16 protein-coding genes are annotated in these 18,092 nt (G+C 69.2%); 9 read left to right on the top strand and 7 right to left on the bottom strand.

The window, feature by feature from the left end; all coding sequences use genetic code 11:
• The first annotated feature begins 72 nt into the window (after positions 1-72).
• Positions 73-471 (top strand): hypothetical protein, encoded by a 399-nt coding sequence (locus CPZ01_RS11415; protein ID WP_096395197.1) that lies wholly within the window; start codon positions 73-75, stop codon positions 469-471.
• A 62-nt stretch (positions 472-533) separates the two neighbouring features.
• On the opposite strand, the gene CPZ01_RS15475 is transcribed toward CPZ01_RS11415, so the two are convergent.
• Positions 534-701: a hypothetical protein gene (locus tag CPZ01_RS15475; RefSeq protein ID WP_172863962.1), complete on the bottom strand. Its 168-nt coding sequence runs from the start codon at positions 699-701 to the stop codon at positions 534-536.
• 104 nt (positions 702-805) lie between these two features.
• On the bottom strand, positions 806-1,357 hold the full coding sequence (locus tag CPZ01_RS11410; RefSeq protein WP_096395195.1) for a hypothetical protein: 552 nt from the start codon (positions 1,355-1,357) through the stop codon (positions 806-808).
• A gap of 140 nt (positions 1,358-1,497) precedes the next feature.
• Between CPZ01_RS11410 and CPZ01_RS11405 the strand changes: the two genes are divergently transcribed.
• The gene (locus tag CPZ01_RS11405) at positions 1,498-4,236 is read left to right on the top strand and encodes an AAA domain-containing protein (RefSeq protein ID WP_096396259.1); all 2,739 of its coding nucleotides are present in this window, start codon (positions 1,498-1,500) and stop codon (positions 4,234-4,236) included.
• A 414-nt stretch (positions 4,237-4,650) separates the two neighbouring features.
• On the opposite strand, the gene CPZ01_RS11395 is transcribed toward CPZ01_RS11405, so the two are convergent.
• Positions 4,651-5,724: a phosphoribosylaminoimidazolesuccinocarboxamide synthase gene (locus CPZ01_RS11395; protein ID WP_096395191.1), complete on the bottom strand. Its 1,074-nt coding sequence runs from the start codon at positions 5,722-5,724 to the stop codon at positions 4,651-4,653.
• 149 nt (positions 5,725-5,873) lie between these two features.
• On the opposite strand from CPZ01_RS11395, the gene CPZ01_RS11390 reads away from it, so the two are divergent.
• A complete protein-coding gene (locus CPZ01_RS11390; RefSeq protein ID WP_096395189.1) occupies positions 5,874-6,491 on the top strand; it encodes a tRNA (cytidine(56)-2'-O)-methyltransferase in 618 nt (205 codons plus the stop codon).
• Positions 6,492-6,497: 6 nt separating this feature from the next.
• Here the strand turns inward: CPZ01_RS11390 and CPZ01_RS11385 are convergent, their stop codons facing one another.
• Complete coding sequence (locus tag CPZ01_RS11385) at positions 6,498-7,985, bottom strand: ATPase domain-containing protein (protein ID WP_096395187.1); 1,488 nt, start codon at positions 7,983-7,985, stop codon at positions 6,498-6,500.
• A 73-nt stretch (positions 7,986-8,058) separates the two neighbouring features.
• On the opposite strand from CPZ01_RS11385, the gene CPZ01_RS11380 reads away from it, so the two are divergent.
• The gene (locus CPZ01_RS11380) at positions 8,059-9,579 is read left to right on the top strand and encodes a PAS domain-containing protein (protein WP_096395185.1); all 1,521 of its coding nucleotides are present in this window, start codon (positions 8,059-8,061) and stop codon (positions 9,577-9,579) included.
• A 71-nt stretch (positions 9,580-9,650) separates the two neighbouring features.
• On the opposite strand, the gene CPZ01_RS11375 is transcribed toward CPZ01_RS11380, so the two are convergent.
• A complete protein-coding gene (locus tag CPZ01_RS11375; RefSeq protein WP_096395183.1) occupies positions 9,651-10,616 on the bottom strand; it encodes a hypothetical protein in 966 nt (321 codons plus the stop codon).
• Between the two features lie 151 nt (positions 10,617-10,767).
• Here CPZ01_RS11375 and CPZ01_RS11370 point away from each other — a divergent pair, with 151 nt between their 5' ends.
• The 5 genes from CPZ01_RS11370 to CPZ01_RS11350 all read left to right on the top strand — a co-directional run bounded on the left by CPZ01_RS11370 (position 10,768) and on the right by CPZ01_RS11350 (position 15,168).
• The gene (locus tag CPZ01_RS11370; protein WP_096395181.1) at positions 10,768-11,292 is read left to right on the top strand and encodes a transcription factor; all 525 of its coding nucleotides are present in this window, start codon (positions 10,768-10,770) and stop codon (positions 11,290-11,292) included.
• A complete protein-coding gene (locus tag CPZ01_RS11365) occupies positions 11,292-11,987 on the top strand; it encodes a DUF2110 family protein (protein WP_096395179.1) in 696 nt (231 codons plus the stop codon). The genes CPZ01_RS11370 and CPZ01_RS11365 overlap by 1 nt, the downstream gene beginning before the upstream one ends.
• 12 nt (positions 11,988-11,999) lie before the next feature.
• Positions 12,000-12,779: a DUF5803 family protein gene (locus CPZ01_RS11360; RefSeq protein ID WP_096395177.1), complete on the top strand. Its 780-nt coding sequence runs from the start codon at positions 12,000-12,002 to the stop codon at positions 12,777-12,779.
• A gap of 75 nt (positions 12,780-12,854) precedes the next feature.
• Positions 12,855-13,553: a competence/damage-inducible protein A gene (locus tag CPZ01_RS11355; protein WP_096395175.1), complete on the top strand. Its 699-nt coding sequence runs from the start codon at positions 12,855-12,857 to the stop codon at positions 13,551-13,553.
• A 475-nt stretch (positions 13,554-14,028) separates the two neighbouring features.
• On the top strand, positions 14,029-15,168 hold the full coding sequence (locus CPZ01_RS11350) for an ATP-NAD kinase family protein (protein ID WP_096395173.1): 1,140 nt from the start codon (positions 14,029-14,031) through the stop codon (positions 15,166-15,168).
• Positions 15,169-15,316: 148 nt separating this feature from the next.
• On the opposite strand, the gene CPZ01_RS11345 is transcribed toward CPZ01_RS11350, so the two are convergent.
• Positions 15,317-17,008 (bottom strand): Na+/H+ antiporter NhaC family protein, encoded by a 1,692-nt coding sequence (locus CPZ01_RS11345; RefSeq protein ID WP_092920490.1) that lies wholly within the window; start codon positions 17,006-17,008, stop codon positions 15,317-15,319.
• 288 nt (positions 17,009-17,296) lie between these two features.
• Positions 17,297-17,941, bottom strand: a complete 645-nt coding sequence (locus CPZ01_RS11340; protein WP_096395171.1) for a LysE family translocator — start codon at positions 17,939-17,941, stop codon at positions 17,297-17,299.
• Positions 17,942-18,092: the final 151 nt, after the last annotated feature.

Here is an 18,092-nt window from a genome sequence, read left to right as displayed (position 1 = left end):
CGCGGTCGGTGGCGGGACGCCGCGCCGGCCCGGAGTGCGGATTTTTAAGCCCCGTCGCGGCCGAGCGGTGGTATGACCAGATTCGACGCCGCGACGGAAGCGGAGCGGCTGAAGCTGTTCGCCGACGCCGCGGCCGCGCACCGCGCGCGCTCCGGTGACGTGATGACCGTCGACGTCGACCCCGACAGCGACGACACCGAGGGCGGCGAGGTGCCCCCGTGGATCCAGCTCGCGGGGACGGAGCTCATCATGGACTGCACCGACGAGGAGTTAGACCGCCTGAAGGACCTGCTCTCCGAGTTCCCCGAGTTCCGGATCGACGAGCTCGTCAGCCCGGAGGAGGCGGAGGGGACGAACGCCGTCGTCACCGCGCGGTCGGACGCGAACCGCGTCGCGGGGTTCATCGAGCGCGCGTTCCGCGAGGTGTACGAGCTCGACGAAGAGTACCGCGCCTGGGTGACAGCGATCTGAGGAGAACTGAGAGCGCCGTCACGGGACCGCCGGCGACGGTCCACGCGGCGCCGCTCCGCGCGTCACTTCGCGAAGTAGCTCGTGAAGAAGCCCGAGAGGAACGAGCTGATCGCGACCGCGACGAGGAGGTCCGCCGTGTCGTGGTCGCCGTCGCCGGCGGTGAGCCAGGTGACCGCGACGCCGATGCCGAGCGATATTACGCCGTTCGCCGTGTCTTCTTTGAGTCCCATACCCGGTGTTGACGGCGGAGCGACAAAACCGGTTCGCCGGCGTTCGGCGCGACTCGGTCCGTACGGGCCGAGCGGTCGGGTCGGTTGCGGCGGTCGCCCGGGAGTCAGTGGAAGCCGCGGTCCACGTCGTCGTCCTCGATCAGGTCGTCGAGCTCGCTCGTGAGCAGCTCCTCGGCCGCCTCGAAGGCCTCGGAGAGCTCGTCGAGCTCGTCGGGCCGGCCGTCGAACTCGTACTCCATCGGACCGAACGCGGGCGACTCGACCGCCTCCATCACGTCCTCGAAGAGGTGGTCCGGGTCGGTGGGCGCCTCGGCGTGGACCTTCAGCGTCTCCGTGAGCCGGGTGGCCATCTCCTCGGCGTGCTCCTCGTCTTCGGGCGCCGACCGAACCGCGAACCGCCCGTCGCTGTCGGCGTCCGGGAGGAGCGGGTCGAGGTCGTCGTCGACCTTGCGGGCGACCTGTGCGCCGACGCCGCGGAGGTCGCGGGGGTTCTTCGCGTACGTCTTCAGGTGGTAGAGGCCGACGCTCGGGTGGCCGAAGTAGAGGTCCTCGCCGAGCCCGCCCTCGCGGGAGCCGGCGACCGCGCGCCAGCCGTCGGGGTCGGTCGAGTCGCTCGCGACGTCCGCGAGGATGTCGTCCCAGTCTCGTACGCGCATGTCGGTCGAGAGTTCGGGACGGCGAGCGCAAGAGCGTGTCGGTGCCGGCGGAGCGGTCGGGCGCGATCGATCCGACGGTCACGGCGACCGCCGACCGCGACCACCGACAGCGTTTTTCGGTGCCGCCGCCGAGCGGGGACGTGAACGTTCGCGGGCCGATCGTCTCCGTCGGAGAGGCGCGGACGGTGTCGACGTCGTACGGCGAGCGCGACCTCCGTGAGCTGCGGGTCCGGCCCGACCGCGGCGCGGGCGACCCGGTCGACGTGACGCTGTGGGGGAAGTGGACGGAGACGGCCGAGCACGCGGAGCCGGGAATGGAGCTGCTCGTCACCGACCCCGAGGAAGAGGAGTACCGCGGCGAGACGGGGTACGCGACGACCGACGAGTCGTGGGTCGTCTTAGAGCCCGACTTCCTCGTCGACGTGACCGGGATCCGGTCGTGGGTCCAGTGCCCGCGGATGTACTATTTAAATAAGCTCTCCGGGATCCCGCTCAACTACCCCGTGGTCAAGGGGACCATCGTCCACGAGGTGTTCGGGGACCTGCTCCGGGGGATGGAGCTGGAGGAGTCCGTCAAGGACCGCGTCGCCGAGGCGGGGCTCGAGCTCGGCCTCCTCGGCTACGAGACGGAGGAGGTGGAAGACGAGGTGCGCCGCAACGCCGCCGCCGTCGAGGGGTGGCTCGCGCAGGGAACCCTGAGCGACGAGGACACGTGGCGGTCGGAGTTCACCCTCATCTCGCCCACCTTCGGTTTAAAAGGGCGCGCGGACGCGCTCCGGCGCGGCACCCCGGTCGAGCTGAAGACCGGGAAGAACACCAAGCGCGAGCCGCGGTTCCACGACAAGGTCCAGGCCGCCTGCTACGCGCTGATGCTCGACGAGCGCGGCGTCGACCCCGACATCGGCACCCTGCTGTACACGAAGAACACCGCCCTCGACCGCAACGAGGAGTCGGGCGACCTCGCGCCCGCCAAGGAGTTCACCGTCGGACGCGGGTTCCTGGAGTTCGTCGTGCGCGAGCGCAACGCCCTCGCGGCGATGGAGTGGCGCGCGCTCAACGACCCCGGCGAGCGGCCGACGGTGCCGACGGGGTACGAGGCGGACGCGACGTGTAGCTACTGCTTCGAGCAGGACACGTGTATGGTCGTCTCCGGCCGCCTCGATCAGGAGTCGAAGGCGGGACAGGTCGGGACGCCGGTGCCCGACGCGGAGCGCGACTACTTCGACCGCTTCTACGTCGCCTTAGAGGAGGAGCGCCGCGAGACCCACGCCGAGTACCGGAAGCTGTGGGAGCAGACCCCCGAGGAGCGGGCGGCCGACGACCGCGCGCTGATCGACTTAGAGCCCGTCGCGCAGACCGAGATCGACGACGCCCGGTGGGAGCTCCGCGCCCGGAAGCCCGGCGACGCCGTCTCGAAGCTCCGCGAGGGCGACGTTGCGCTCGCGAGCGACGGCGACCCGGTCTCGGGGCACGCGGAGCTCGGACGGATCACCGAACTCGGGAAAGACGAGGTCGTCGTCGAGACGGACGAGCCGGTCGAGGTGCGCCGGCTCGACGTCTACCCCTCCGAGATCTCCGTCGACCGCTCGCTCACCGCGCTCCACGACGCGGTCCTGAAGGGCGAGTCCGACCGCAAGGACGTGATCTTCGGCCGGCGAGAGCCCGAGTTCCGGGACCCGGCCGAGCGACCGCCGGGCAGCCCCGGCAACCCCGGGAGCGGCGACGTCGACGACCCGGACGTCCCCGACGCGTACATCGGCAACAACGCGGCCCAGAACGAGGCGGTCGAGCTCGCGGTCGACGCCGAGGACCTGGCGCTGATCCACGGGCCGCCCGGCACCGGGAAGACGTACACCATCGCGCGGACGATCCGCGCCTTGGTCGAGGAGGGGAACCGCGTGCTCCTCTCCGCGTTCACGAACCGCGCGGTCGACAACGCCCTCGAAGCCCTCCGCGATCAGGGCTTTGACGACGTGCTCCGCGTGGGCACCGAGACCGGCGTCCGCGGCGACATGCAGGACGTGCGGCTCGTTCAGCGCGGCGAGCCGAACGCGAAGGCCGCCGAGCTGCGGGACGCGCCGGTCGTCGCCGCCACGACCGCGGCCTGCGGCTCCCGCGTCATGCGCGAGTGCGAGTTCGACGTGGCCCTCGTCGACGAGGCCTCCCAGCTCACGGAGCCGGGGACCCACGCAGCGATCAACCGCGCCGACCGGTTCGTGCTCGTCGGCGACCACGAGCAGCTCCCGCCGGTCGTCCGCGCGGAGAACGACCTCCAGACCTCCCTCTTCCAGCGGCTCATCGAGACGTACCCGGACGCGAGCGTCATGCTCGACCGCCAGTACCGGATGAGCCAGCGCATCCAGGCGTTCGCCTCCGCGGAGTTCTACGACGGCGCGCTCCGCCCCGCGACCCCCGAGGTGGCCGGGCAGACGCTCGCGGACCTCGGCGTCGACCCGGACGCGCTCGCGCCGGAGCTGACCGGGGGCGTGGGGTTCGTCGACCCCGACGGCGAGCGCGACGGCAACCGGAACGTCCGCGAGGCCGAGCGCGTCGCCGCGACCGTCGACGCCTACGTCGCCGCGGGCGTCGACCCGGACGACATCGGCGTGATCGCCCCGTTCCGCGCGCAGGTCGCGGAGATCGGTCGCCGGACCGACGTGACCGTCGACACCGTCGACCGCTTCCAGGGCTCCTCGAAGGAGGTGGTCCTCGTTTCCTTCGTGGCGACCGGCGACCTCGACGGCCCCATCTTCGAGGACCACCGCCGCGTGAACGTCGCGCTCACCCGGGCGAAAAAGCAGCTGACGATCGTCGGCGACGCCGACGCGCTCGGCTCCGACCCCTTCTACGCGCGGATGCTCGACTGGGCACGGCGCTGACGGGGTCGTCGTCTCGACTCGTTCAGACCGGTGAGCGACGGCGTTGTTCATTTATAAACCGTAGGTGCGGTGGCGCGTGCCTGCGAGGCCGCCCCGCGGCCGAGCAGCACCGCGCGAGGGAGTCAGTCGCCGGAGCGAAGCGGAGGCGACTGACGAGGCTGGGGAGGTGTGAGGTGCGGTGCGGTCGCGGTCGGGTGGGACTCAAAGGGGCAGTCGCGAGGCGGGCGCAGGCGACGCAAGGACCGCAGGGCGGGAGCGAGCGAAGCGAGCGACCGACCGAGGACCGCAGCGAGCGTGCGCCCGCCTCGCGGCTGGGGCTTTGGAGGCGTTCGCCGTCGATCCACCATCTGCCATTTATAAATGAGCGACTGGGGCTTTGGAGGTGTTCGCCGCGGTGTCAGCGGTCGCGTTCTCTTATAAATCGTCGACCGAATCCAGCGCCGCCTCGATGTCGGGGACGTCGAACCACTCGCGGCCGGTGTAGGCGTTCGTCCCGGCGGCGTACAGGTCCGAGACGGCGTCGACGACCGCGGGCGGCAGCGGGTCGGGCGACTCGTCGCAGAGCTCGCGCCAGTCGTCGATGTCGCGGCCCGCGACCGACTCCTTCGCCGTCTTCACGGCCTCGACCCAGTCGGGATCGTTCGCCTTGTACCACTGGCGGACGACCTCCTTCGAGATCCCGCGGCCGCCGTAGGAGAACCGGTTCTCGTCGAAGGTGCCGACCACGTCGGCGACCCTGAGCTCGCCGTCGCGGTAGAGGCACTCGATCTTCCCGTCCTCGTGGACGAAGCCGGCCGCCTCGGCGCGCTCGGTGACGACGCGGTTCACGTCGCGCGCGAGCGACTCCAGCGCATCGACGTCGGCGACGCCCGCGATCTCGTCGGCCTCGGCGCGGGTCAGGTAGCGGTCCTGCTGCTCGTACTTCGTCGAGAACTCCACGACGGGCTCCGGGAGGTCGACCGGCTCGTCCGGCCACTCGCCGTCGGCCCCGGCGAGGTCGTCGAGGCCGAAGTCCGCGGGGTCGGCCCGCCTTCGCAGACTCGACCCGACTGGAACCCGGTTGCGGAACACCACTTCGAGCGGGACGAGGTAGTTCTCCCCGCCCGCCGCGTGGAAGGCGTCGTAGTCGTAGCCGGCGTGGGGCCCCTCGTACGGGAGGTCCGGCACCTGCGCCAGGTCGATGGCCATCTCGGTCGGCGGGGCGGTCGCCTCGTCGAGGGGGACGATGTCGGGCTCGCCCTCGCCGGCCGCGTCGGCGTCCCGATTCGGATCCGCGACCCCTCGGTAGTGGGTCGGAATCCCCTCGCGTTCCAGCAGCTCGAAGTTGAACGCGCCCATCGCGCAGAGGCTCGCGCCCTTGTTCGGGATCGCGTCGGGCATCTGCCCCCAGTCGAACACCGAGTAGGCGTCCGTGAAGACGAACCGCCCCCGGCCGAGCCCGTCGGCGGTCGCCGGCTCGTCGACGCGGAACTCCTTGACGCTCGTCATGGCGCATACCGCGACCGCCTCCCACAAGAAGGTTTCAGTTACGTGGTCACCTCGGACTGTCTCGACCCGCTTCGATCCACGAGTACGGATCGGACCGACCGCGTCGCCGCATCGAAAGCGACACCCGACTCGCCCCCGCACTCCGTGGCATGAACGATGCGCGCGAGGTCGTCGTCCTCCGGTACGGCCACCGGCCGGGGCGCGACGACCGCATGACGACGCACGTCGGGCTCACGGCGCGGGCGCTCGGCGCGGACCGGGTGATCTTCCCCGACAACGCCGGTCAGTCGGCGGAGACCGTCCGCGACATCACTGGTCGGTTCGGCGGGCCGTTCGCGGTCGAGCTCCGCGACGACCAGAAGGCGATCGTCCGGAACTTCGAGGGGGTCGTCGTCCACCTCACGATGTACGGCGAGCGCGTCCAAGACGTCGAGGCGGACGTCCGCGAGGCGGTCGGCCTCGACGAGCCCGAGGTTGTCGGAGAGGCGTCGCCGCCGCGCGACCTCCTCGTCGTGGTCGGCGGCGAGAAGGTGCCGTGGGCGCTGTACGAGCGCGCCGACTTCAACGTCGGCGTGACGAACCAGCCGCACTCCGAGGTCGCCGGGCTCGCCGTCTTCCTCGACCGCCTGTTCGAGGGCGCGGAACTCGACCGCGAGTGGGCGGACGCCGACCGCCGGGTGGTGCCCGAGGCGACCGGAAAGACGGTCGTCGACGCGGAGGGAGGGGCCGCAGACGATGACGGCTCCGACCCCGCCGATCCGAACTGATACGCGCTACTCGTCGCGGTCGTCGCGCTCCGCCCCGCGCCGCTCCCGGTCGACGATCTCGGGCGCGCCGCTCAGGATGCCGCGGAGCCCGGACATCGGCTCGCCGACGGTGATCCCGTGTTCCGTGATCTTGAACTCGCGGATCGTGCGCTCGAAGTCGCTCGTCCGCTTTTTTAAGACGCCGATCGCCTTGCGGATCTCGCCGTCGACCTCCAGGTGCCGGAGGAAGACGATGTTGTCCGCGAGGTAGCTGATGTTCTCCATCGTCGCGTGGAACTCGCCCGTGACGTTCCGCGTCTCGTCGACGAAAATCCCCGTCACGCCCGCGTTCTTGAGGTACCGACCGAGCGCGTGCATCTGCTGGAGCATCTGGTCGTCGCCGCCGCGGAGCGTCAGCCGGTAGCCGGAGATGCCGTCGACCATGACGATGTCGGCGCCCCGCTCTTCGACCTCGTCGCGGACCATCCGCGCGAACTCCTGCGGCGACCGCTCTAGCGCCTCCACCTCGTTCACCTGGAGGGTCCCCCGCTCCAGCATCTCGTCGACCGGGATGTTGACGGCGCGCGACCGGGTGAGGAACGTCTCCCGGTTCTCCTCGAAGAGGTAGATGACGGAGCGCTCCCCGCGGCCCGCGGCCTCCTTCATAAACTGCGTGCTCAGGGTGGTCTTCCCCACCCCGGTCGGCCCGCTCACGATGGTGACGGTGCCGCGTTCGATCCCGCCGTGGAGCAGCTGGTCCACCTCCGGGATCCCCGAGGAGATCTGTTCGAACTCGAGGTCCCGGTCGCGCTGTCCGGGCTGGAGCGCGGGGTACACCTCGATGCCGGAGTCGGTGACCCGGTAGGCGTGGTCGCCGCTCTGGGTCGCCGACCCGCGGAACTTCGGCACGCTGATCGTCTTGCCGTACTCCGCCGCGTCCAGCCGGATCGTCCCGTCCGTGATGAACTCCAGGTCGTCCGTCGGCAGCGACTCCGTGTTCTGGACGGTGAAAAGCACCGTCGCCCCCTGATCCTTTAAGAATCGCATGAACCCGACCACCTGCTTCCGGAACTGGTAGTCGTCGGACAGGAGGAAGCGGAGCTGGGTCAGCGGGTCGACGACGACGCGGTCGGGATCGACCTCGGTCACGCCCTCGACGATCCGGTCGGTCAGCGGCTCGCGCTCCACCTCCGCGGGCTCGAACACCTCGTACGACTCGTCCTCGACGAAGGCCTCGGCGTTCGGACTCAAATCGAGGAACTCGATCGCGTCGGTGTCGAAGCCGAGCGCGGCCGCGTTCGCCTTCAGGTCCCGGAGGTCCTCTTCGAGGTTGACGAACAGCGCCGTCTCTCCCTCGTCGACGCCCTGCTGGAGGAAGTGGAAGCTCAGGATCGTCTTGCCGCTCCCGGCCTGCCCGCGGACCATGTAGCTCCGCGCGGGGATGAGGCCCCCGGACAGTACCTCGTCGAGCCCGGCGACCCCCGTCGACGCTCGCTCGGCCGTTGGCGATGTCATAGCTCCCCAGTCGCCCTCGACCGGCATATAAATGGGTAGTTCTTAGTGGGTTCCCCGCCCCGTTGGAAGGGAGATGGGTTCGGAGTCGGGTCCGGTTGTCGGTGGCGCCGACAGCGACGGGTCCGCCGTCACCGACTCGGCCCCCGGCGATAGCCGAGCCCCCAACCAGGGGCGCACGGAGACGTCGTCACCGGGCGACGACGCGACGGTCCTCCTGTTGATGGACGCCGACCGCGACCGCGAGCTGCTCGCCGAGGCGCTCAGCGACCGGTACCGAATCCGGGCCGCGGCCGACCCCGCCGCGCTCGACGCCGAGTTCGACTGCTGTCTCCTCGACGCGGGCGCGTTCGAGGCCATCGGGGACGCGCTGGACGCCCGCCGCGAACGGGCCGGCCCCGCGTTCCTGCCGTTCGTGCTGTTGGTCGGGGAGAACGCCCGGACGCAGCCGACCGACCGCGCCTGGGAGCGCGTCGACGACGTGATCGAGCTGCCTGTCGCCCGGCGGGCGCTGCTCACGCGGGTCTCGAACCTGATCGAGCGCCGGACGACCTCGCTCCGGCTCCGACGGACCGTCGCGGACCTGCGGCTCAAGGAGCGATCGATGGACGAGGCGCCGGTCGGGATCACCCTCGCGCGGGCGGCGGACGGCGACGACAACCCGCTCGTGTACCTCAACGAGGAGTTCGAGTCGCTGACCGGCCACGGCGAGGAACGGCTCGGCGAGGACTGCCGGTTCCTTCAGGGACCGGACACCTCTGAGGAGACGACCGACGAGATCCGGGCGGGGCTCGACGAGGAGCGACCGGTCGACGTGGACGTCCTCAACTACCGAGCGAACGGGCAGAAGTTCTGGAACCGGCTCCAGATCGAACCCCTGCGGAACGAGGCGGGCGAGACCACGCACTTCGTCGGGTTCCAGACGGACATCACCGATCGGAAGATCCGCGAGCGGCGGCTGGAGGTGATGGCCCGGGTACTCAACCACAACCTCCGGAACAAGATGAACCTCATTTCGGGGTACGCGGACCTGCTCCGAAAGGGTCCCGACGAGGAGTCGCAACGCCGGGCACTCGACGTGATCGCCGAGACGGCAGCGGACCTCACGGGGATCGCGGCCGCCGTCCAGAAAGTCGACGAGACGGTCTCCGCGCCCCCGCTCGACGCCCCGATCGACCTCCGCGACGAGCTGATCGAGATCCGGAACCGGACCCGCAGTCGCTACCCGGAGGCCGAGGTGACCCTGGCGCTTCCGGACGACGATCCGATCGGGGTGACGGTCGTCGGCCTCCCCGTCGCCGTCGCGGAGGCGGTCGAGAACGCCGTGAAACACAACGACGCGCCGTCGCCGTCTGTCGAGGTGCGCGTCGAGCGCCGTCCGCCGGGGTGGATCGCGATCGAGGTCGCGGACGACGGCCCCGGGATCCCGGACCACGAGACGCAGGTGCTGGAGGCGGGCGAGACGTCGCTGACCCACGCCGACCGGCTCGGCATCTGGCTCATGTACTGGGTCGTGGCGAAGGCGGGCGGCGAGTTCGACGTCGACACCGGCGCGGACGGGACGACGATCCGGCTGGAGGTCCCGGCGCACCCCTGACCGGGTTGCGGGCCACGCGGCCTATGGGCCACGCGACCGGTCGGCCGCCACCCTTTGCCCTCCGTATTCCCCTAAAACGCTCGCTTCGAGCGGAGCCGCGCGAGCCGCGTCCGGGCCTCCTGCCGGCTCGTTCCGCGGACGCGGCCCGTCTCGGCGTCGGCCATGGAGACGAAGGAGAGCCGGTCGAGGAGCGGCGGCCAGTCGCCGGCGCCCGCGGCGTCGCTCGCGAACGCGACCGCGTTGCCGAGCCCGTTCCGCTCCTCGGTTCCGGCCCGCGCGACGAGGGCGTCCGCGGCGCGGCGTCCGCCGGCGACGGAGAGCCGGTCGCCGACCGTCGCGGGGATCCACGCCGGGAGGAGCAGCAGCCAGCAGCAGACGCCGGCGGCCGCGTACGCCCACGACGGGACGCGCTCGCGGTCCGGCTCGTAGCCGTGGATCCGGTTGACGCGCCGGTCCGCGGCGGTGCGGTCGCCGCGGCGCCCCACGAGCAGCGTCGCGAGCAGCGCCGCGGTCTCGACGGCCGCCAGCGCCGGGAGCGTCGCCGTCGTGAGCAGCGCCTGCCGCGTTCGAAGCCTGACGAGCGCGTGGCGCAGCGCGGCGTCGCGGTCGGCCTTCGGGAGGGCGAGCAGGCGCGTCGACACCACCAGCCGCGACCCGCGGTAGCCGTCCGCGACGGCGACGTTCGCGGCGTCGGCGCGGACCGCGGTCGCCTCGGGCGCGTCGACGCCGACCTCGGCCGCGAGCGACTCGACGCGGTCGGCGACGAAGTCGGCGCGGCGGTCGTCGAGGTCGGCGGCGGGGAGCCGCGCGATCCGCCTGTCGACGAGGACCGGGCCGAGCAGCGCGGAGGCGGCCGGGCCGGCGACGACGGCCGCGAGCAGTCCCCCGGGCGCGCCGACCGGGACGAGCCCGAGTCCGCCGGGGCCGAGCAGCGCGGCGAGCGGGACCAGCGGGACCGCCGCCAGCACCGCCGGGACCGCGAGGAGCGCGAGGGCCCCGAGCGCGCGTCGCCCCCGTCCGTCGACCGAGTCTGCCATACGGGCGAGTGTGAGCCACGGCCCGTAAAGCTCTGCCGGACCCGCGGGTGGGTCGACCGCGGGCCGCGGGGGCGACCTCCCCGGATCGGTGCGGGGAACGTGACCGCGCCTTTCGGAGGTTTTAACCGGATTCCTCCACCAGTTTCCCGTAATGGCTTTTGAGGATCTACTGAACGACCCCGTCATCCAGAAGTACCTCCACGAGCTGGTGGGGCCGACGGGGATGCCGGTCGCGGCCGCGCCGCCCGACGGCGAGGTCACCGACGAGGAGCTGGCCGAGGAGCTGGGCCTGGAGCTCAACGACGTGCGGCGCGCGCTGTTCATCCTGTACGAGAACGACCTGGCGACGTACCGGCGCGTCCGCGACGAGGACTCCGGGTGGCTCACGTACCTGTGGACGTTCCACTACGACAACATCCCCGAGAACCTCCAGGAGGAGATGTACCGGCTGCTCGAGGCCTTAGAGGAGCGCGAGGAGTACGAGCGCACGCACGAGTTCTACCTCTGTGAGGTGTGTTCGATCCGTTTCGAGTTCGGCGAGGCGATGGACTTCGGCTTCGAGTGCCCCGAGTGCGGCTCCCCGGTGGAGGCGATGGACAACGACCGGCTCCGCGACGCGATGGACCAGCGCATCGAGGCGCTGCGCGACGAGCTCAACGTGGACGTGACCGGCTGATGGTCGTCCTCGCAACCAAGTGCTACGTGGAGGGCGACGCCCGCGAGCGGGCGCTCGACGGCATGAACTCGCTCGTCGCCAACGACGTCGGCGAGCTCGACGCCGACTGGCAGGTGGGCGTCCGCGACGACGAGTTCGTCCAGGTCGACGTGACGGGCGAGGACGCGCCGGTCGCGCGCAACGTCCTCGCGGAGACGTGGGGCGAGATCGTCGCCCACGACGGCGGACTGGAGGCGGGCGAGGAGTACGTCGGCACCCTCGAGTCGTGGGACGACGTCGGGTTCACGCTCGACGCCGGGGTCGACGTGTTCGTCCCCGCCGACGAGCTCGGGCTCGGCGTCGGCTCGCCGGAGCAGGTCGTCGAGCGGTTCGGCCTCGTCCAGCACCTCCCGATGCGGTTCGTCTACGGCGGCGACGCCGGCGACCCGGACGCGGAGCCCTCCCGGCTCGCCGACGCCGAGCGCGACCGCCTGTACGACTGGCAGCGCGGCGACGGCCGGGTGAACGTCAACTCCGCGACACGCGGCGAGACGCGGGCGACGGTGAACCGCGCGGGCCACGCGCAGGACATCGTCACCGTCGAGCGGCTGGGGCTCTTAGAACAGAGCATCGTCTGCGCGGAAGGCACCGACCCGCCGGGACTACTCGCCGCCATCGGCTCGTACCTCCCGGCCGAGATGCGCTGCGTCGTCTGAACCCATACAAACGTGAACAGACGCTTCGCGCTCGCGGCGGCGGCGATCGCCCTCCTCGCGGTCAGCGCCGGCTGCCTCGGCTACGCGACCGGGGGCGGCGAGGTGACGAACGAGACGCTCGACGCCGAGCCGCCCCGCGAGTACGAGTTCGACACGGACCGCGACGCCGCGTTCACCCTCTCGACCGACGCGAGGTACACCGCCGTGTACGCGGTCGGCGACCGGGAGGAGATCCGGCTGTACGAGCAGACGCCGTACGCGGGCGACCAGCCCCTGGAGTTCGAGGCGTTTCGGTATCAGTACCCCGACGGCGAGGTGATCACGGGCAGCGAGTTCCGCGCGCGCGGCGGCGAGATCGAGCGGACGACCGACGAGACGTGGATCCGCTTCGCCGACGACATGGCCGGCGGCAAGGCCGCGTTCTCGGGCGCCGGGTCGCCGCGCCGGTTCACGATGCGCGCGTACGTCGAGGGGTCGTACGCCGTGACGCTCCCGCCGGAGTTCAGCACGGAGTTCCCGGTCGTCGGCCACGTGTCGCCGCGCGACTACTCGGTCGAGACGGTCGGCGACCGCGACCGGATCGTCTGGGACGAGGTGACGAGCGGCTCGATCGTCGTCCAGTCGTACCGCGAGGGCGACCTGGCGGTGTTCGGCGTCATCCTCGCCGTCGCCGTGGTCGCCGCGATCGCCGGCACGCTCTACTTCCGCCGGCAGCTGGAGGCGCTCCGACAGCGCCGCCGCGACCTCGGACTGGGCGTGTACGACGACGAGGACGACGACGGCTGGCTTTGAGCCCCCGTCGTCCGTCGGTCGCTCGCGTCGGCCCGCGCCGCGGTCCTTTTCTAGCACGCGCCGCTTGAGGCGGGTATGAACGCCGCCGTCGTCACCGTCGGGGACGAGCTCCTCGTCGGGGACACCGAGAACACGAACGCCACCTGGCTCTGCGACCGCCTCGACGCGCGGGGGGTCGCCGTCCGGCGGGTGACCGTCGTGCCGGACGAGGTGAGCGAGATCGCGCGCGTCGTCAACGAGTACCACGCCGAGTACGACGCGGTGGTCGTCACCGGGGGCCTCGGCCCGACGCACGACGACGTGACGATGGCAGGGGTCGCGGCCGCGTTCGGGCGCGACCTCGCAGAAAACGAGGAGGCGGCCGCGTGGCTCGCCGAGCGGGGGTACAGCGGGAGCGACCTCGCGGCGGAGACGACGCACCTCCCCGCGGACTGCCGGCCGCTGCCGAACGAGGTCGGGGTCGCGCCGGGCGCCGTCGTCGAGTCCGTCTACGTCCTCCCGGGGGTTCCGGGGGAGATGAAGGCGATGTTCGACCTGGTCGCCGACGAGTTCGCGGGAACGCGGACCCACGTGGTCACGGTCGACGTGGACGAACCGGAGAGTGAACTGCTCGACCGGTTCGCGTCGCTTCGCGAGCGGTTCGACGTACGGGTCGGCTCGTACCCGGGCGAGGTCGTGACCGTGAAGATCACCGCGGAGAGCGAGGGAGAGGCGGAGCGCGCCGCGGCGTGGATCCGCGAGCGCACGGACGCGGTCGAGGAGCGGTCCGCCTGAGCGGTCCGGAGACCGTCCGCCTAGCGGTAGAGGTACGCGACCCACACGGCGACGAGCGCGAGGCTCGCGAGCAGGACCGCGCCCGCGGTCGCGCTGATCGGCAGCGGCTCCGTCACGGCGGCTTCGAGGATCATGTCCCGGAGTTGTCTTGGGGGCGTCTTAAGCGTTGATTCTCGAACGAGGAGGGGACCGTCCGGCGGACGGGCACCGATGCGCTGGCACGAAAACGGGACCAGGAGCGGTGGGCGTGTGGCGGCTACCACGAGAGGGATCCGGTCCCTGTGAGACGAGCAGTTGCGAGGCCGATGGCGGGCTCACTCCATCGGCACACGGTCCTACGGGGTGACGCCTGTTGGTTCCCGTGCCTCGTTGTTGCGGATTTTTATCAGTCCACCGGGGGGCCGACGGCGTCCGACCTCCTCGACCCCCGGCCGGACGCGGCTCGCTTAAGGGGCCGGCGCGGTGAACGTTGGGCATGCACGTGGGGATCGCGGTGAACCCGGTCGCCGGGATGGGCGGCCGCGTCGGGCTGAAGGGGACCGACGGGAAGGTGGCCGAGGCGGTCGAGCGCGGCGCGGAGCCCCGGGCGCCCGACCGGGCGAAGCGCATGCTCGACCGGCTGGCCGCGGTCGCGCCCGAGACGAGGGTCTCCGTCGCCGCGGACCCGATGGGCGAGTCGATCGTCCGCGAGGCGGGCTTCGACCCCGTCCGCGTCGTCGACCCGTTCGACGGCGAGGGGGCGGAGTCGGCGGCACCCCCTGAGCCGACGGAGACGACCGCGGCCCACACCGCCGCGGTCGTGCGGGCGTTCGCGGGTATCGACGGGGATGGGGACAGCACGGAGGGGAGAGACCCCGTCGACCTCGTCCTGTTCGTCGGCGGCGACGGCACCGCGGCGGACGTCGCGGACGCGCTGGAGGGGACCGACGTGCCGATGCTCGGCGTCCCGGCCGGCGTGAAGGTGTACTCGTCGGTGTTCGCCGTGTCGCCGGAAGATGCCGCGGAGGTCGCCGCCTCCTTCTCGCGGACCGAGCGCCGCGAGGTGATGGACATCGACGAGGACGCCTACCGCGAGGGGGAGGTCAACCCGACGCTCCGCGGGGTCGCACACGTCCCGGTCGCGGAGGACCTCCAGTCGTCGAAACAGACCGCGAGCGGGACCGTCGAGTCGCTGGCGGAGGGCGTCGCGGCCGACATCCGCGAGCGCGACGGCGAGGGCGTCACCTTCGTCCTCGGGCCGGGATCGACCGTCGGCGCGATCAAAGAGGAGCTCGGCTTCGACCCCTCTCCCATCGGCGTCGACGTGTGGCGCGACGGCGAGGTGATCGCCTACGACGCGACGGAGGCGGAGATCCTCGACGCGCTCGGCGAGGAGAACGTCGTCGTCGTCTCGCCCATCGGCGGGCAGGGGTTCGTCTTCGGCCGCGGCAACCCCCAGATCTCGCCGGCCGTGATCCGGCGCTGCGACCTCCGGATCGTCGCCTCGCGCGCGAAGCTCGACGACGTGCGCGCCCTCCGCGTCGACACCGACGATCCCGACCTCGACGCGGAGCTCGCGGGGTGGGTCCGCGTCCGCGTCGGGAAGTTCGAGACGCGGATGATGAAGATCGTCTGAGGCGAGGCGCGTCCCGCCTCGCCGTCACCTGCGACGACGGCCGTGGCGACCGGACCTCTGGAATACCCCTCGTCCGGCGGGCGTCTAGTCCGTCCGAGGTCACTGAGCGCTCACGCAACGCGAAGATCGACCGAGGGTCGATGTCGGTTCAGCTACCTATCACCGCGAACCCGAACACGAGGGCGAGGTATACGACGACGACGGTGACCGCCAACACCGGAACCAGCGTGAGGTGGTCGTGACTCCCGTTGTTGCCGTCGACCTCACCGCGCTCAACGGCGTCGACGTCGACCTCGCCGGACTCGATGGCGTCGGCGGAGGGCATTACCTCGGGGAGTCCCTTGCGTCTGGCGTCAAACTTGTTGAGAGCGAGCACCGCGACCACCGTCAGCACGAGCGCTAGTGGCAAGAGGACGTAGGCCGTCTGAAGACCGAGACCGTACAGCACGAGCACGAACACCGTGACCCCTGCGGCAGTTCCGGCGAACGGGATCTGGGTGTTAACGTGGTCGATGTGGTCAGAGCCCGAGAAGATCGACGACATGACTGTCGTGTCGCTAATCGGCGAACTGTGGTCCCCGTAGATGGCGCCGCCGAAGAGCACCCCGACGAGCACGGGGAGGATTGAGGGACCGACTAACTCGTACCCCAGCGGGATTGCCAGCGGAGTCAGAATAGCCATGGTCCCCCAAGAGGTACCGGTCGTGAAGGCGACGAACATCGCCGCGAGGAAGATGATCACTGGGAGGAAGCTCCCGGGGACGCCGCTGCCGACCATCACGTCGACGATGACCTGAGCGGTGCCCACCTTCTCTGCGGCTAAACCGATCGACCACGCCAACACGATAATCGCGATGGCGATGTTCATCGTCTTGAAGCCCTGAATGATGGTGTCGCTGGCCGTTTCGAGGTCCATTGTTCGGTAGCCGAGCGCGCCGACAAATCCAGACACCATGAACGCGAAGGAACCGTACAGAAGACCGAGGGCCACGTCGGTCTCTTGGAACGCCTCCGAGATGCCGACGCCGGGGTTATGGCCACCTCCGAGCCACCACATCGAGACCAAGCTGACGACGAGCAACACCATGATCGGCCCGAAGAAGTTCACCAGCGTCGGGTTCTTATCGCTGGGTTCGCCGACGTCTTGTGAAACGTCCGACAGCGGTGTCGCGTCCTCACGGATGGTCTGACCGGTGGACCGCGCTCGCCACTCGGCGTCGAGCATCGGACCGAAGAACCGCTGGGTAATCGCGATGAACCCGACCATGAAGAACGCCATGAAACAGTAGATGTTCCAAGGAATGCTCTGGAGGAACAGTCCGAAGGGAGTCATCCCGAGTTCCGAGGCGGTGACCGTGGCGGCCTCGAAGCCGACGATAATCATCGACACTTGGTACCCGATCCAAGATGACACCGGCCCGAAGGTCGCTACGGGCGAGGTCGTTGAGTCGAGCGTATACGCGTGCATCTCTCGGGAGGAGCGGTTCTCCTGAGCGAGGTCCCGCGTGGAGTTTCCCGTGACAATCGTGCTGGTGTACGAGCTAAAGAAGATGAACACGCCGATGAGCCAGGTGAGAATCTGCGACTCGCGGGCGCTGTCGACTCGGTCGCCGATCCACTGCTCTAGTGCTAGTATGCCTCCGGAGCGATGGATGAACGCCGCGCCCGCCCCCATGAACATGATCAGGATTATGAACTTCGTGTCGAATGGCGACCGGAACACCTCTACGAGCCAGTCCATGGTGAGCGCTGTCGCGGCGATGGGGTTCCAGCCCGCCACGATCATCGCACCGATCCAGACGCCGGCGAACAAGGACACGAGCACCTGCCGTGTCGTCATCGCCAGTACGATCGCAAGAAGCGGCGGCGCCAACGCCAACAGACCGTAGGTTGTGGTGGTCACACCCACGATTGAATATCGACCCATGATAAATATTCGTATATATCTACAACGGCCTCCGTGGCGTGCCGAAACGTCTCGAACCCTTCCCGGTCGACGTACGATATCAATAATATTCTCAGTCTATCGTACGATTATCATATTCACAGACGGAAGTACAGTACACACGACTGCGCCGAAATCACGGATAGTGATCGTACGAGTACGGTTTTTGAAATTTCTCAGGGATCACGCGCCGAGCTGCTTCTCGGTTACAAGTTTTAAACCGAAGCCGATCAGTACGCTACCGCTCGCATACTGTACAAACCGAGAAATCGTCTTGGAGTTAACGATGATGTGTCGTACGCGGCTGGCGAACATTACCACGATCAAGAGGTACAGGACGCTGAGAGTAGCGTAGGTCACCCCTAGAATGGAGATCTGGAGCGAGACGTTTGCCGGCTGAGAGACGAACTGTGGGAAGAACGCGAGGACGAAGACGGCAACCTTTGGATTAGAGACATTGATCGTCACCGCTTGCCGGTATGACCGTTTAAGTGAGGTGTTTTCCGCTGAGAGGTGATTCCGGATCTCGAACGCTTCGTCGTGTCGGAACGTCTGAACACCGAGATAGACGAGATAGGCGGCGCCAACGTATTTCACGACGGTGTAGGCGAGCGCTGACGTTCGGACAATCGCAGCTAATCCGAGTACCGCTGCTGTCGTGTGAACGAGGACTCCCGTCGCCGTTCCACACGCGGCAGCCGCCCCAGCATAGCGCCCGCGACGGAGACTCTCTGTCAAGGCGTATATCGTATCGGGGCCGGGAGAAATAATGACCACGACCGCCGCCGAAACGAACGCAACGAGGGTCGGAGGATCAAAAATGGGCATAGTTGAAGAGAACAATTTCTCGGTTTTTTATTTTTATTGGAGAATCTAACGTTATCTGAATATACGTTACTATGGATCAAAAGCATTGTACTCCACGGATACTCTCAACTACGATATATTTTCCCAAAGCTGAATAAAAAGAATGTGATCC

The organism is Halorubrum trapanicum (assembly GCF_002355655.1).
Lineage (GTDB): Archaea > Halobacteriota > Halobacteria > Halobacteriales > Haloferacaceae > Halorubrum > Halorubrum trapanicum_A.
The sequence above is the reverse complement of the archived record's forward strand: the minus strand, read 5'-3'. Positions and strand labels throughout refer to the sequence as shown.

What these genes read in the sequence shown, in the direction of transcription:
- CPZ01_RS11345 (WP_092920490.1), bottom strand. Translation starts at nt 17,008, where the DNA reads ATGACGACACGGCAGGTGCTCGTGTCCTTGTTCGCCGGCGTCTGGATC.
- CPZ01_RS11375 (WP_096395183.1), bottom strand. Translation starts at nt 10,616, where the DNA reads ATGGCAGACTCGGTCGACGGACGGGGGCGACGCGCGCTCGGGGCCCTC.
- CPZ01_RS11365 (WP_096395179.1), top strand. Translation starts at nt 11,292, where the DNA reads ATGGTCGTCCTCGCAACCAAGTGCTACGTGGAGGGCGACGCCCGCGAG.
- CPZ01_RS11370 (WP_096395181.1), top strand. Translation starts at nt 10,768, where the DNA reads ATGGCTTTTGAGGATCTACTGAACGACCCCGTCATCCAGAAGTACCTC.
- CPZ01_RS15475 (WP_172863962.1), bottom strand. Translation starts at nt 701, where the DNA reads ATGGGACTCAAAGAAGACACGGCGAACGGCGTAATATCGCTCGGCATC.
- CPZ01_RS11355 (WP_096395175.1), top strand. Translation starts at nt 12,855, where the DNA reads ATGAACGCCGCCGTCGTCACCGTCGGGGACGAGCTCCTCGTCGGGGAC.
- CPZ01_RS11390 (WP_096395189.1), top strand. Translation starts at nt 5,874, where the DNA reads ATGAACGATGCGCGCGAGGTCGTCGTCCTCCGGTACGGCCACCGGCCG.
- CPZ01_RS11395 (WP_096395191.1), bottom strand. Translation starts at nt 5,724, where the DNA reads ATGACGAGCGTCAAGGAGTTCCGCGTCGACGAGCCGGCGACCGCCGAC.
- CPZ01_RS11385 (WP_096395187.1), bottom strand. Translation starts at nt 7,985, where the DNA reads ATGACATCGCCAACGGCCGAGCGAGCGTCGACGGGGGTCGCCGGGCTC.
- CPZ01_RS11350 (WP_096395173.1), top strand. Translation starts at nt 14,029, where the DNA reads ATGCACGTGGGGATCGCGGTGAACCCGGTCGCCGGGATGGGCGGCCGC.
- CPZ01_RS11410 (WP_096395195.1), bottom strand. Translation starts at nt 1,357, where the DNA reads ATGCGCGTACGAGACTGGGACGACATCCTCGCGGACGTCGCGAGCGAC.
- CPZ01_RS11340 (WP_096395171.1), bottom strand. Translation starts at nt 17,941, where the DNA reads ATGCCCATTTTTGATCCTCCGACCCTCGTTGCGTTCGTTTCGGCGGCG.
- CPZ01_RS11380 (WP_096395185.1), top strand. Translation starts at nt 8,059, where the DNA reads ATGGGTTCGGAGTCGGGTCCGGTTGTCGGTGGCGCCGACAGCGACGGG.
- CPZ01_RS11415 (WP_096395197.1), top strand. Translation starts at nt 73, where the DNA reads ATGACCAGATTCGACGCCGCGACGGAAGCGGAGCGGCTGAAGCTGTTC.